This is a genomic window from Planktotalea sp., assembly GCF_049680325.1.
Lineage (GTDB): Bacteria > Pseudomonadota > Alphaproteobacteria > Rhodobacterales > Rhodobacteraceae > Planktotalea.
In genome coordinates this window covers 1-13,839 of the sequence record NZ_JBAUHO010000117.1, presented here as the reverse complement: position 1 = coordinate 13,839, position 13,839 = coordinate 1, and the positions used below count along the sequence as shown (strand labels likewise).

Here is a 13,839-nt window from a genome sequence, read left to right as displayed (position 1 = left end):
CTAAGCGAAGGCGTGCGCGGCTCCCTGTCAAAAGAGGTCATCGAAAAATACGGCCTCTCGGACGGTAAAGAGCCACAAAAATTCGGCCTCGGGATGAAGGAAATCTGGGAAATCGATCCCGCCAAACACAAAGAGGGCACAGTCACCCACACGATGGGCTGGCCTTTGGGCAGCAATGCTGGCGGCGGTTCCTTTATTTACCATCTCGAGAACAATCAGGTCTATGTCGGCTTTGTGGTTCACTTGAACTACAAAAACCCGCACCTGTTCCCTTATATGGAATTCCAGCGTTTCAAGCACCATCCAATGGTGGCCGATCTGCTAGAGGGCGGCAAACGCGTAGCTTACGGCGCGCGCGCGATTTCCGAGGGCGGCTATCAGTCTATGCCAAAAATGGTCGCCTCTGGTGTGGCCTTGCTTGGGTGTTCTGTTGGCATGGTCAACGTACCGCGCATCAAGGGCAACCACAACGCGATGCTCTCGGGCATCGCCGCTGCTGAAGCGGCGTTTGCGGCGATCACAGATGGTCGCTCTGGCGACGAGCTGCATGACTACGAGGCCGAAGTGCGTACAGGCGCGATTGGCAAAGACCTTAAGAAAGTGCGCAACGTCAAACCCCTTTGGAGCAAGTTTGGCCTGACCGCGTCGCTGGCGATTGGCGGATTTGACATGTGGACCAACACGCTTGGTTTCTCGCTGCTCGGGACGCTCAAGCACGGCAAGAACGACGCAGACTCCACGGGCGAAGCGGCAAACTTCAAACCCATCGACTACCCCAAACCCGATGGCACGCTTAGCTTTGATCGCCTGACCAACGTTGCGTTCAGCTTTACCAACCACGAAGAAAGCCAGCCAGCCCACCTTCATCTGAAAGATGCGTCAGTTCCGATGTCGGTAAACATGCCGAAGTTCGCAGAACCTGCGCAGCGTTATTGCCCGGCCGGTGTGTACGAAGTCGTTGACGACAAGTTTGTCATCAACTTCCAGAACTGCGTGCATTGTAAAACCTGCGATATCAAGGATCCAAGTCAGAATATCACGTGGGTTACCCCGCAGGGCGGCGACGGTCCGAACTATCCTAACATGTAATAGGTTTTGAAAGAGCGGGCTTAGGCCTGCTCTTTTTCTTTAAGCATCTGTTCGACGTCGGTTATGAAACTGCTGCTGACGGGCAGTTTGCGACCATCCGACAAGCTCAACGCATGCCTGCGGCCTTTCTTGGAAAGCTGTTGCGCATGCGCGCGCGCAGCCCAGTGGGAGCGATGGGTTTGTGCCCCGGCCAGGCCATCAAGCAGATCAATGGCATCACTCAATCGCATCAAAAGCATGCTGGCCCCGCGTGTTGTCGTGATTTCCACATAATGGTCTTGCATCGACATCGAAATGATCTGCGCTTCGCGTAGCCGATCAGGCAGCCTAAGAAACAGGCGTGGCCGCGAAATATGATCCTGCGTCGGTTCTGGCTCGACATCGCCCGGCAGGTCATAATTGCGTTCAGCCGATTGCGAGCGGAACCTGATCCAGAACAAGTGCTCAAGCCCAGCAATCAACAAGGCCATGATCGTGACCTTGATCCAGAGCGAAGGAAAATCAAGGTCGTTCAGGTGTTCAGGCCGGAACAGCAAATTGATCGCAACCATAAACGAAGCACCTGGGATGGCACCGATCAATGCACCCAAAAGCATTCTGAACGCGATATGGAGCTTGGAAAACCACCTGCTCTCGATGACGATGGTTAGGCAATGGGCGATAACCGAGCCGACGGTTGTCACAGCGACGGTCCAGAATGCGATGCGCTCAAACAGGTCCAGATCGGAAATCGTGTCAAACGGGCCGAAAAAAACACAGAGCAAGATGGCAATTCCAAATACAAGGAGTCGCTCGTGTTTAGGTGTTCGCGAGGATGTTTCACGCATCGTGGAATTGCATTTCGGTAGCTTTTACGAAGAAATACATTGTTACACGCAGTTTGGCTTCGATTGCAACAATCGCTTGCAGATAGTGAAACCGTGAGTGAGGCAGGAAGCGTCCCCAAGCGCATCCTGTGAGAATAACTGAAATTCCCTTTTCAGCAGTCTCCAAAGGGCGGTGCTACAAAGCATCGCCCTTTTATTTTCCGTCTTCAATCTATCGGTTTCTGACCGACTTACAGAATTGTCCGCGCGCAAAGCGTTGCCTTACGCGATCCAAGCACCTAGATTCGTCGAAGCGTTAGAAAAAGGAGCGTGCCCCGTGCCCATACGCAAATTGCGGCAATTGACCCTCATTGCGGCCTTTGCCGTCGTTGGACCACCCCTTGTGGCTGATCCGTCTTCTGGCGCCTATCTGGCGGCGCGTTCTGCTGCCGTTACCGGGGATTATGAAGCAGCTGCGCGATATTATACGCAAGCTTTGGCAAGCGATCCCGCTAATCCGGAAATACTCGAAAACGCCAGTTTCTCTCTGATGGCGCTCGGCGATATCGAACGCGCTTCGATTGTCGGGGCGAAGTTACTTGCAGATGGACATGGCAGCCAAGTCGCGCAAATGGCAGTTATTGCCCAGCAAGCCAAAGAAGACAATTACGCGGATGTGCTTGCGCGCATACTGGAAGAAAAAGGCGTTGGTCCTCTTGTCGACGGCCTTCTTCGCTCTTGGGCGCAGGTTGGCATTGGCGAAGTCACAGCGGCACTGGAAAACTTCGACACCGTCGGAACCGAACGGGGCCTACAGGGTTTCGCGCTCTATCATAAAGCGCTGGCACTGGCGCTGGTCGGTGATTTTGAGGGCGCAGACACGATCTTTTCGATGCCCGAAGCCGGCGCGCTTCGTCAAACCCGCCGCGGTGCCATCGCCCATATCGAAGTCCTGAGCCAATTGGGCCGCAAGGATGACGCGCTGAAAACGCTGAACCAGTCCTTCGGCACGGATTTGGACCCGAAACTGCAAGCCATGCGGGCCGCTCTCGGTGCAGATGAGGTGCTGGCATTCAGTCAGGTCAACGATGCGCGCGAAGGCATGGCGGAAGTCTTTTTTACCGTCGCCAGCGCGCTGCGTAACGAAGCAAGCGAAGACTATACACTGCTTTACTCGCGCGTTGCCGAGTATTTGGACCCCGCTCATGTTGATGCAATCCTGCTCTCTGCCGGTCTTCTTGAGCAGCTGGAGCAATATGAACTGGCAACCGAAACCTACAAAAAGGTCGCGCGCGACAGTCCCGCGTTCCATGCTGTTGAACTTGGCCGCGCGGAAGCGCTACGTCGCAGCGGCAAACCGGATGCTGCAATCGAAGCTCTCGAAAGCCTCGCCCAGACGCATGGCGATTTGCCGTTGGTCCATTCCTCGCTGGGCGACGCCTATCGTCAGATGGAACGTTTCGCTGACGCTGTGAAGGCCTATGACAGGTCACTCGCCGCCTTCGAGGGCGAGGTAAGTGGTCAGTGGTTCATCTATTATGCGCGCGGCATTTCGCACGAGCGGCTCGATTTGTGGGACAAGGCAGAGGCCGATTTCCGCAAAGCGCTGGAACTGAACCCGGAACAACCCCAGGTGATGAACTACCTTGGCTATTCATTGGTCGAAAAGCAGATCAAGCTTGATGAAGCGCTCGATCTGATCGAGCGCGCGGTCGCCGCGAGGCCTGACAGCGGCTATATCGTAGATAGCCTCGGCTGGGTTTTGTTCCGTCTGGGGCGCTACAATGATGCGGTGGGCCACATGGAACGCGCCACTGAATTGATGCCGATTGATCCGATTGTGAACGATCACCTGGGCGATGTGTATTGGTCAGTCGGCCGCTTCCTTGAGGCAGAGTTTCAATGGAAACGCGCACTCTCCTTCGTTGATTTTGGCGATGCCAGCCAGGAAGCCGATCCAGAGCGCATCCGGCGCAAACTCGATGTCGGGCTCGACAAGGTATTGGAAGAAGAAGGCGCCCCGCCGCTCAAGTTGGCAGATGAAGGCTAAGGCCGTTACGCGGCTCGCTCGGGCCAAGATCAACCTGACACTGCATGTCACGGGCCAACGGGAAGATGGGTATCATCTGCTCGACAGCCTTGTGGCGTTCGCTGCTGTTGGGGATGTGGTGCATGCCAAACCCGCAACTGATCTGTCGCTGCGCGTTGATGGTCCTCTCGCCAAAGGCGTTCCAACGGACGAACGCAACCTTGTGCTACAAGCAGCGGCGTTGTTTGACTGCCCTCGGGGCGCCGAGATCCATCTTACCAAACATTTGCCAAACGCCGCCGGGCTTGGCGGCGGCTCTGCCGACGCTGCTGCAACGTTACTTGCGCTTGGCGAACTTTGGGATGAACCCTTGCCTGACGATCTGCTCAAACTGGGTGCGGATGTTCCGGTGTGTATCGCACCGCTGGCACTGCGTATGCGCGGGGTAGGTGAAGAACTTTCGATCATTCCGCCCTTGCCCGATCTCTGGGCCGTGCTCGTGAATCCTGGCGTGCCCCTTGAAACGCCGCCCGTGTTCAAAGCTTTGCAGCAAAAAGAAAACCCGCCAATGGGGCAGGTGCCGGATTGCACAAATGCAGCTGAGTTTGCCGAATGGTGCGCTGCCCAAAGAAACGATCTGCAAGCCCCCGCAATCGCGCTCGCACCCGTGATTAAGGATGTCCTTGAGGCGCTCGAACCTTCCTTGCTTGCGCGTATGTCCGGATCAGGCGCAAGCTGCTTTGGCCTGTGCGCAAGCGCTCAAGACGCCGAGAAACTCGCCGCGAAAATTCGCGCCGCTCATCCGCAATGGTGGATCGCCGCGACGACGCTTAGTTGATCCGCGCCACCACGTAGCCAGCAATATCACGCAGCATCGTGCGGACAGGATGATCCGGTAACGTCTCAATCGCGGCAACTGCCTTGTCAGCCCATGCCAAGGCTTGCGCGCGCGTGTCCTCAAGCGCTCCGTGCTTGTGAAGCAGCGCAATCGCAGTTTCCAGATCACCGTCTTCCTGACGCCCTTTTTCAATCGTGCGCTGCCAAAAGGCACGTTCATCCGCATCGGCTTTTGCCACTGCTTTAATCAAAGGCAGGGTCAGTTTGCGTTCGCGGAAATCATCCCCGACGTTCTTGCCGGTGGCGTTAGGATCGCCCTGCATATCCAAAAGATCATCAACGATCTGAAATGCAATGCCCAATGCGTCGCCATAATCGAACAGCGCCTTCACATGCTCTTCGTCCGCGCCCGCGATAACACCGCCGACCTCCGTCGCAGCGGAAAACAGCGCCGCGGTTTTGCCGCGAACAACCTGCAAATAGGTGGCTTCCGTCGTGCCAAGATCTTGCGAGGCAGTAAGTTGAAGAACTTCACCTTCCGCAATCGTTGCGGACGCATTGGCCAGAATATCCAGCACCCGCAGCGAGCCCGTTTCCACCATCAATTGGAACGAGCGCGAGAAAAGATAATCGCCAACCAAAACAGAAGATTTGTTGTCCCAAAGCAGATTCGCAGTGGGACGCCCGCGCCGCTGGCCGCTTTCATCAACGACATCATCATGCAGCAAAGTCGCTGTGTGAATAAATTCCACGGTTGCTGCCAGATGGACATGGAAGGGGCCGTCATAGCCACACAAATGCGCCGCCGCGAGCGTCAGCATCGGTCGCAAGCGCTTGCCGCCTGCCTCAACCAGATGTGCCGTCACTTCAGGGATACGCGGCGCATGTTCCGACGCCATACGCGCGCGGATCAATTCGTTTACAGCGTCCATGTCGGTTGCCAGATAGGCCGCCAGCGCATCATGTGGCTTTACAGTTCGTTCGTCCAAGCTCATCACACTCTCGTTCCTGCCCTCGACAAAGGGGGGCGCCGCGATTAGGTCAAGTTTATGCAAGAATTGATGCGCACTAACGACATTACCCTTACGGCCCTGGTTCGTGCCCTCCTTGACGAGGCGGGTATACCGACCTTTGAGTTGGACGTAAATATGAGCGTGCTCGAAGGCTCTATCGGCATATTGCCGCGTCGCATGATGGTCGCCACGCGTGACTTTGACCGTGCAATGCGGATTCTTTCGGATAACGAAGTTGCCTTGCCGCTCTGAATCCAGCGTCCTGGGTGCGCTCAGCATTGATGCGTTCCTCGGCGGAGCAGTCCAAATAGCACAGCCGCTCAAAGGCTACCGCGCGGGCGTAGATCCAGTGCTGCTGGCCGCAAGCGTGCAGGCTACTGCGGGTCAAACAGTGCTGGAATTAGGATGTGGCGGCGGCGTTGTGTCCCTGTGCCTGGGCCGCCGGATTCCGGGATTAACGCTAACCGGCGTCGAAGTGCAGCCTGCCTATGCCGATCTGGCAAAAGAGAACGCCGCGCGCAATGCGATCCCGCTCGATGTGTATCAAGCTGATCTGAACGATTTGCCAAGCGACATTCTGGACCAGCGTTTCGATCACGTGATCGCCAATCCGCCCTATTACAACCGCACGCGCTCAACCCCTGCGCGCGATGACGGACGCGAAATCGGCCTTGGTGAAGCGACGCCGTTGAAAGACTGGGTGAAAGCCGCGTCTAAACGTCTTGCACCGCGTGGGCATGCGCATTTTGTCCACCGGGTCGAGCGTTTGCCCGAACTGTTATCTGCGATGCCAAACTCGCTGGGCTCGATCGAAGTCCAGCCGCTTTGCCCGCGCGCGGGACGTCGGCCGCATTTGGTATTGGTTCGCGCAAAAAAAGAGGGGCGCGCGGATTTTTGCCTGCATGCGCCGATTGTGATGCACAAAGGCACGACGCACGACGAAAATCCCAAAGAATACAATGCGGTAATAGAAAACGTGCTGCGCCGCGGCGCGGCATTCAGGTTTGGCTCGAACGCCTAGTTTTTCCGCGTTTGTGAAGTTTTGCATCAATTACAATGCAACCGCAGCGTGACACAGGCATTTTACTGTGATGCACTGAATTTGCACATCTCACCTAAGGAGGAAATCGATGAGCCTGAGTTCGCATCTGGAACAGCTGAAGAAAAAACATGAAATCTTGTCTGAGAAAGTGGAAGCCGTGCAACGCGCTCCTGGTACGCCAGACCTTCAAATCGCAGAGCTCAAAAAAGAAAAGTTACGACTTAAAGAGGAGATCGCGCGACTTTCCGTCGACGCCTGATCTTCGGCTATAAGTAATTCTAACCGGCGCGAGAGGTCATCCCAGCGCCGGTTTTTTGTTGGCCTTAGGCCGTACCCTGCAGCGACATCACACCCAGATCGTCCGCGACTTGCGCTTCAATTGCCATCGCAGCCGCCTGCGCGCCTGCTGCCGTGGTGAAATAGGGAATCTTGCCATAAAGCGCGACAGAACGGATTTCGCGGCTATCATCCACAGCCTGCGCGCCCTCTGTTGTGTTGATAACCAACGCGATTTCTTCGTTCTTGAGCGTATCCACGATGTTCGGGCGGCCCTCATAAACTTTGTTAACGATTGAGCACTCGATGCCCGCTTCGGACAGCCAGCTTTGCGTGCCGCGTGTCGCAGTAAAGGTAAACCCGAGCGACGCGAGCAGTTTCGCGGCCTCAAGTGTTTTTGCGGTTTTATCGTCGTCGCGGATCGACACAAAGACCTTACCTTTGCTTGGCAGAACGACGCCTGCACCCATTTGCGCCTTAAGGAATGCACGGGCAAAGGACGTATCCCAGCCCATAACTTCACCAGTTGAGCGCATTTCAGGGCCAAGGATCGTATCAACACCGGGGAAACGTGCAAAGGGAAGCACCGCTTCCTTCACGGAGAACCATGGCATGTTGTAATCGGCCAGCGTCATCTGATCCGGCATCGGCTGCGAACCCGGGATCGCACCCGCTGGATATGCGCCGCGCTTCGGGAAATTGGAAAGCGGCTCGCCCGCCATGAGGCGCGCAGCGATAGATGCAATGGCAGAATCGGTCGCTTTTGCGACGAAAGGCACAGTCCGCGAGGCACGTGGGTTCACTTCGATCAGATAGATTTCATTGTCTTTGACGGCGAACTGAACGTTCATCAACCCGACAACATTCAGCGCCAGCGCCAGCGCATGTGTCTGCTCTTCGATCTGCTTGATGATGTCCTTGGGCAAGGAATAAGGCGGCAAGGAACAAGCGCTATCGCCGGAATGAACGCCCGCTTCTTCGATGTGCTGCATGATGCCCGTGACATGGACCTCTTTGCCATCGCATAGCGCATCAACATCAAGTTCCACCGCACCGGAAAGATAGCTGTCCAGCAGAACAGGACTATCACCGGAAACGACGACCGCCTCGGCAATGTAACGCTCCAGCTGGGCCATGTCGCGCACGATTTCCATCGCGCGCCCACCCAGAACGTAGGACGGACGAATGACCAGAGGAAAGCCGATGTCTTCGGCAATTGCCAATGCTTCGGCATCGGTCGAGGCAATACCGTTGCGTGGTTGTTTCAGGTTCAGTTGATTTACAAGTGCTTGAAAACGCTCGCGATCTTCCGCAAGATCAATCGCGTCTGGCGATGTGCCGAGGATCGGAATGCCTTCTGCTTCTAGCGCGTTAGCCAGCTTCAAAGGGGTCTGCCCACCGAACTGAACGATAACGCCGTGCAGCGTGCCGTTTTCAAGTTCGACGCGCAGGATTTCCATGACGTGCTCGAATGTCAGCGGTTCGAAATACAGGCGGTCAGATGTGTCGTAATCCGTCGAAACCGTTTCAGGGTTACAGTTAATCATGATCGTTTCATAACCCGCATCCGTCAACGCATAGCAGGCATGGCAGCAGCAATAATCAAACTCGATCCCTTGGCCGATACGGTTGGGACCGCCGCCAAGAATGACGACTTTCTTGCGATCAGAAGGACGTGCTTCGCATTCCACATCGCCCATCATCGGGGCCTCGTAGGTGGAATACATGTAAGGGGTTTGCGCCTCGAATTCCGCGGCGCAGGTGTCGATGCGTTTGAAAACAGCTTTGACACCAACAGCATGGCGCGCTTTGCGCACATCTTTTTCCTTGAAGCCAGTCAGATTGGCAAGGCGGGCATCCGTAAAGCCCATCATTTTCAGATGGCGCAGACCCGCTTCATCACTCGGAAGACCATCCGTTTTCACGCGTTCTTCCGCGTCGACAATCTCGCGAATGCGAGCAAGGAACCAAGGGTCAAACATAGTGACGCCGTGAATTTCATCATCCGTTAGACCGTGACGCATCGCCTGCGCGATGGTGCGCATACGATCTGGCGTTTGCTTGGAAATCGCTTTTATCACTGCAGACTTCTCTGGCGCGCCATCAATTTCAATTTCGTCAAAGCCAGTAAGGCCAGATTCCATCGAGGCGAGCGCTTTTTGCAGGCTCTCATGGATAGTGCGGCCAATGGCCATCGTCTCGCCCACGGATTTCATCGCAGTGGTAAGATAGGGCTCGGACCCCGGGAACTTTTCAAAGGCGAATTTCGGGATCTTGGTGACGACATAGTCGATTGTCGGCTCAAACGAGGCAGGCGTCACTTTGGTGATGTCATTGTCCAGCTCGTCCAGCGTGTAGCCAACGGCCAGCTTCGCGGCGATCTTGGCAATCGGGAAACCCGTCGCCTTGGACGCCAACGCAGAGGAACGCGACACGCGCGGGTTCATTTCGATAACAACCATGCGCCCGTCAACAGGGTTTACAGCCCATTGCACGTTCGAGCCGCCTGTTTCCACGCCAATTTCACGCAACACCGCGATAGAGTGGTTCCGCATCACTTGGTATTCTTTGTCCGTCAGCGTCAGGGCAGGGGCAACCGTGATCGAATCGCCAGTGTGAACGCCCATCGGGTCGATGTTTTCAATCGAACAGACGATAATCGCGTTGTCAGCCGTGTCGCGCACGACCTCCATTTCGAATTCTTTCCAGCCTAAAAGGCTCTCATCCACCAGAATTTGGTTCACGGGGGACGCATCCATACCGGAGCGGCAGAAAAATTCGTAATCCTCGCGGTTATACGCCACGCCGCCGCCCGTGCCGCCCATAGTAAAGGCAGGGCGAATAATCGCGGGAAGGCCCACATATTCCAGTGTCTCAAGCGCAATGCGCACGCCCTCGGAAAGATCAACTTTGCCGTTCTCGTCCGTAGGCGCGGTGACAATAGTTGCCTTCGGGTTCTCGATACCAAGGCGGTCCATGGCTTCGCGGAACAGCTTGCGATCTTCTGCCATTTCAATGGCTTCGCGCTTGGCTCCGATCATCTCAACGCCGAATTTCTTGAGCACGCCCATTTCTTCAAGCGCGAGAGAGGTGTTCAGACCTGTTTGCCCGCCCATCGTTGGCAGCAAAGCATCGGGGCGCTCTTTCTCGATAATCTTGGCGACAATCTCGGGTGTGATCGGCTCGATATAGGTTGCATCGGCAAGACCCGGATCGGTCATGATCGTCGCAGGGTTCGAGTTTACCAGAATGACGCGATAGCCCTCTTCGCGCAGCGCTTTACATGCCTGAGCCCCGGAATAGTCAAACTCGCAAGCCTGCCCGATTACGATTGGGCCTGCGCCAATTATCATGATGGATGAAATATCGGTTCGTTTGGGCATGGGCAGACCTCTTTTTCGGCAAGCGCTCTGCATCGGGCAGGGCAGAGTCGCGGCAGCGTGCAAATTGTCGTGGGTTATAGACAGGACGGGGGCAGGTTCAAGGGGCTTATCAGCTACCCTTGACTTTCGCGCCCCCGCGCGGTGTATCGGCCCTCATCCGATACCCCTTTCCGAAGGAAAACGCCATGCACGCCTATCGCAGCCATACTTGCGCCGATCTGAACAAATCCAACGTAGGCGAAACCGTTCGTCTGTCCGGCTGGGTCCACCGCGTGCGCGATCACGGCGGTTTGCTGTTTATCGACCTGCGCGATCACTACGGCATTACGCAAGTTATGGCCGATCCTGATAGCCCCGTCTTCAGCCAGATTGAAAAGGTGCGCTCTGAGTGGTGTATCCGTATCGACGGCAATGTGATGGCGCGCGACGAAAGCCTCGTAAACCCGAAGATCCCGACAGGCGAGATCGAAGTCTTTATTCGTGACATCGAAGTTCTTGGCTCTGCGTCCGAGCTGCCGTTGATGGTCTTTGGCGATCAAGAATACCCGGAAGAAACGCGTCTCAAGTATCGCTACCTCGATCTGCGCCGCGAAAAGCTGCAAAAGAACATGAAGCTGCGCTCTGACGTGGTCGCCTCGATGCGCCGCCGCATGTGGGATCAGAATTTCCGCGAATACCAAACGCCGATCATCACGGCCTCCTCGCCCGAAGGCGCGCGCGACTTCCTCGTGCCATCGCGTCAGCACCCCGGCAAGTTCTACGCGCTGCCGCAAGCGCCGCAGCAGTTCAAACAGCTGATTATGGTGTCGGGTTTCGACAAATATTTCCAGATCGCGCCGTGCTTCCGCGACGAAGACCCGCGCGCCGATCGCTCGCCGACAGATTTCTACCAGCTCGACCTTGAGATGAGCTTTGTAGAACAAGAGGACGTGTTCAACACGATCCAGCCGGTTGTTGGCGGTATCTTTGAAGAGTTCGGCGGCGGGCGCAAAGTCGATCAGACATGGGAGCAGATTTCCTACAAGGACGCCGCGCTTTGGTATGGCTCTGACAAGCCCGACCTGCGCAACCCGATCAAGATGCAGGTTGTCTCCGAGCACTTCGCCGGCTCCGGCTTTGCGATTTTCGCGAAGCTTCTAGAACAGGAAGGCACAGAAATCCGCGCCATTCCCGCGCCGACAGGCGGTTCGCGCAAGTTCTGTGACCGTATGAATGCCTTTGCCCAGAAAGAGGGCCTGCCGGGGATGGGGTACATTTTCTGGCGCGATCGCTCTGACTCGATAGGTCAATTTGCCGAACGGGTAGCATCAAAGAAAACCACAAATATCGAAGGCTTTGGAGCGATTGCGGTTGCTGCCATTGCGTTGTTCTCCGGACCTGATGGCAGGCAAAAGCTGTCAGATGTGATGGAAGAGTTTAGTGAACGCATGGTCGGCAATCTCACACCTTCGCAAAAGAAGGATGTTGAGGAGCGGATTAGTAACTGCATCGCCAATGGAGATAAGGAAAAAGCGGAGTTTTTGATCTCGGCCTATTTCGGTTCGCACGAAGCAGCAGGCCCGCTGGCCAAGAACATCGGACCAGAGCGTACAGAAGCGATCCGCCAGCAGCTTGGCCTAGGTGTTGGTGATGCGGCCTTCTTCCTTGGCGGTAAGCCATCCGCGTTCGAGGCCGTCGCAGGCCGCGCACGCAACGAGATTGGTAAAGAGCTGAAGCTGATCGATGAGGATCGTTTCGCCTTCGCTTGGATCGTGGACTTCCCGATGTACGAAGCGGACGAAGAAACGGGCAAGATCGACTTCTCGCACAACCCGTTCTCTATGCCGCAAGGCGGGCTAGAGGCGCTTCAAGGCGATCCTTTAGAGGTCTTGGGCTACCAGTATGACCTTGCCTGCAACGGCTACGAGCTGATTTCGGGCGCGATCCGGAACCACCAGCCTGACATCATGTTCAAAGCGTTTGAACTGGCGGGCTACGGCCAAGACGAAGTGCGCAAGCGCTTCGGCGGCATGGTCAACGCGTTCCAATACGGCGCACCGCCCCACGGTGGCTGTGCCGCGGGTATCGACCGCATCGTGATGCTGCTGGCAGATGAAGCGAACATTCGTGAGGTTATCATGTTCCCGATGAACCAGCGCGCGGAAGATCTGATGATGAATGCGCCGTCCGACCCGATGAGCGATCAATTGATGGAGCTTGGCCTGCGCGTTATTCCGCAGGACTAAACGCTCTAGCCACGACAAAAGAAAAGCCCCGCAGCGTAAACTGCGGGGCTTTTTCGTCTCAAACTGTCCCAATAGGTTAGCGGCGGCGATCGCGGCGCGCCGACATAGGTTGGAAGGCAACGCCGACATGGGCTTCGCAGTAAGGCTTGCCAGCTTTCACAGGCAGTCCGCAGAACCAGAAATCATCTGTTGCAGGATCACCCACAGGCCATTTGCATGTGCGCTCGGTCAATTCCATCAAGCTGATCTTCTTTGACTTCTTCTCGACTTCACTGACCTTGGCCAATGCTTCCGGGCTGATTTCGTTCGCAGACGGCTGCGGCGGCAAAGGTTGGCCCGCTGGAATGATCGCTCGGCGCGCGCGCGACATAGGCGGCGGTGTGCTTGACGCAGGCTCTGCGACTGGCGCGCTCGGCTTTGGCGCCGCTGCCGCCTTTGGCGCAGCCTTTGGTTTTGCCTCTGCTTTGGCGACCTTGGGCTTTGCATCAGCTTTGCTCGCGCCAGTTCCCGCGCGATTGGATAGGCCCAGACGATGCACTTTGCCGATCACGGCATTGCGCGTTACACCGCCAAGTTCTTTGGCAATCTGGCTTGCAGATTGGCCTTCGCCCCACATCTTTTTCAGCGTCTCTACGCGTTCATCTGTCCAGGACATTCCGGCTTCCTTATGTAAAAAAGCGGCCCACTTGGGTGCCGCTCCTGTTATCTTGGTGCTTGCCCCTATTCTAATCACGCGCGGCTGAGATACAAGTCACACGAATCAGGGCATCAGTTGAGAGTAGCAATGGCACAAAACGGCGGTTTGGACACACGTGAAATGGGCACGCGTCGATTTGGTCGGGTAAATTGGCTCGGGCTTGAGACGTTGATTCGCCGTGAGGTGCGCCGTTTCCTTGCTGTCTGGACGCAAACACTGCTTGCGCCTCTGGTAACAGCTGGGCTTTTTCTGCTGATTTTCAACCTCGCCATCGGTCCTCGTCGCGGTGAAGTGATGGGTGTTGCGTTTATCGAGTTCATTGCGCCGGGCATCTTGATGATGACCGTCATCCAGAATTCCTTTGCAAATGTGACGTCCTCGATTGTGATTTCTAAGGTACAGGGCAATATCGTGGACACGCTGATGCCCCCGCTGTCGCCCT

General features: G+C 56.0%; 12 protein-coding genes. 8 read left to right on the top strand and 4 right to left on the bottom strand.

Annotation, left to right across the window (positions count from 1 at the left end; genetic code table 11):
- Positions 1-1,089, top strand: a 1,089-nt coding sequence (locus WBC85_RS05090; RefSeq protein ID WP_424433626.1) for an electron transfer flavoprotein-ubiquinone oxidoreductase, incomplete at its 5' end; no start/stop codon positions are given.
- Positions 1,090-1,109: 20 nt separating this feature from the next.
- Here WBC85_RS05090 and WBC85_RS05085 read toward each other — a convergent pair.
- Positions 1,110-1,853, bottom strand: coding sequence for a LytTR family DNA-binding domain-containing protein (locus tag WBC85_RS05085; RefSeq protein WP_424433624.1), 744 nt, complete (start codon positions 1,851-1,853; stop codon positions 1,110-1,112).
- Between the two features lie 379 nt (positions 1,854-2,232).
- Here WBC85_RS05085 and WBC85_RS05080 point away from each other — a divergent pair, with 379 nt between their 5' ends.
- Positions 2,233-3,945: a tetratricopeptide repeat protein gene (locus tag WBC85_RS05080; RefSeq protein WP_424433622.1), complete on the top strand. Its 1,713-nt coding sequence runs from the start codon at positions 2,233-2,235 to the stop codon at positions 3,943-3,945.
- Entirely contained in the window at positions 3,935-4,762 is an 828-nt protein-coding gene (locus tag WBC85_RS05075; RefSeq protein WP_424433620.1) for a 4-(cytidine 5'-diphospho)-2-C-methyl-D-erythritol kinase, read from the top strand. Before WBC85_RS05080 ends, WBC85_RS05075 begins: the two co-directional genes overlap by 11 nt.
- On the opposite strand, the gene WBC85_RS05070 is transcribed toward WBC85_RS05075, so the two are convergent.
- Positions 4,755-5,756 (bottom strand): polyprenyl synthetase family protein, encoded by a 1,002-nt coding sequence (locus WBC85_RS05070; protein WP_424433618.1) that lies wholly within the window; start codon positions 5,754-5,756, stop codon positions 4,755-4,757. The genes WBC85_RS05075 and WBC85_RS05070 overlap by 8 nt on opposite strands.
- Positions 5,757-5,810: 54 nt before the next feature.
- Here WBC85_RS05070 and WBC85_RS05065 point away from each other — a divergent pair, with 54 nt between their 5' ends.
- From WBC85_RS05065 to WBC85_RS05055, 3 genes are all read left to right on the top strand, one after another.
- Complete coding sequence (locus WBC85_RS05065) at positions 5,811-6,026, top strand: DUF2007 domain-containing protein (protein ID WP_424433616.1); 216 nt, start codon at positions 5,811-5,813, stop codon at positions 6,024-6,026.
- Complete coding sequence (locus WBC85_RS05060; RefSeq protein ID WP_424433614.1) at positions 6,010-6,795, top strand: tRNA1(Val) (adenine(37)-N6)-methyltransferase; 786 nt, start codon at positions 6,010-6,012, stop codon at positions 6,793-6,795. The genes WBC85_RS05065 and WBC85_RS05060 overlap by 17 nt, the downstream gene beginning before the upstream one ends.
- A gap of 109 nt (positions 6,796-6,904) precedes the next feature.
- Positions 6,905-7,075: a YdcH family protein gene (locus WBC85_RS05055; RefSeq protein ID WP_424433612.1), complete on the top strand. Its 171-nt coding sequence runs from the start codon at positions 6,905-6,907 to the stop codon at positions 7,073-7,075.
- 64 nt (positions 7,076-7,139) lie between these two features.
- Here WBC85_RS05055 and carB read toward each other — a convergent pair whose 3' ends face one another.
- Positions 7,140-10,475 carry a carbamoyl-phosphate synthase large subunit gene (gene carB, locus WBC85_RS05050; protein WP_424433610.1) on the bottom strand — a complete coding sequence of 1,112 codons (3,336 nt, stop codon included), beginning with the start codon at positions 10,473-10,475 and terminating at the stop codon, positions 7,140-7,142.
- A gap of 185 nt (positions 10,476-10,660) precedes the next feature.
- Between carB and aspS the strand changes: the two genes are divergently transcribed.
- The gene (aspS, locus tag WBC85_RS05045; RefSeq protein ID WP_424433608.1) at positions 10,661-12,700 is read left to right on the top strand and encodes an aspartate--tRNA ligase; all 2,040 of its coding nucleotides are present in this window, start codon (positions 10,661-10,663) and stop codon (positions 12,698-12,700) included.
- A gap of 76 nt (positions 12,701-12,776) precedes the next feature.
- Here the strand turns inward: aspS and WBC85_RS05040 are convergent, their stop codons facing one another.
- Positions 12,777-13,355 (bottom strand): GcrA family cell cycle regulator, encoded by a 579-nt coding sequence (locus tag WBC85_RS05040; protein WP_424433606.1) that lies wholly within the window; start codon positions 13,353-13,355, stop codon positions 12,777-12,779.
- A 129-nt stretch (positions 13,356-13,484) separates the two neighbouring features.
- Here WBC85_RS05040 and WBC85_RS05035 point away from each other — a divergent pair.
- Positions 13,485-13,839, top strand: a 355-nt coding sequence (locus tag WBC85_RS05035) for an ABC transporter permease (RefSeq protein ID WP_424433604.1), incomplete at its 3' end; no start/stop codon positions are given.

Bases quoted from the DNA above. Each gene is read 5' to 3' on its own strand.
- WBC85_RS05040 (WP_424433606.1), bottom strand. From the start codon at position 13,355: ATGTCCTGGACAGATGAACGCGTAGAGACGCTGAAAAAGATGTGGGGC.
- WBC85_RS05065 (WP_424433616.1), top strand. From the start codon at position 5,811: ATGCAAGAATTGATGCGCACTAACGACATTACCCTTACGGCCCTGGTT.
- aspS (WP_424433608.1), top strand. From the start codon at position 10,661: ATGCACGCCTATCGCAGCCATACTTGCGCCGATCTGAACAAATCCAAC.
- WBC85_RS05075 (WP_424433620.1), top strand. From the start codon at position 3,935: ATGAAGGCTAAGGCCGTTACGCGGCTCGCTCGGGCCAAGATCAACCTG.
- WBC85_RS05070 (WP_424433618.1), bottom strand. From the start codon at position 5,756: ATGAGCTTGGACGAACGAACTGTAAAGCCACATGATGCGCTGGCGGCC.
- WBC85_RS05055 (WP_424433612.1), top strand. From the start codon at position 6,905: ATGAGCCTGAGTTCGCATCTGGAACAGCTGAAGAAAAAACATGAAATC.
- carB (WP_424433610.1), bottom strand. From the start codon at position 10,475: ATGCCCAAACGAACCGATATTTCATCCATCATGATAATTGGCGCAGGC.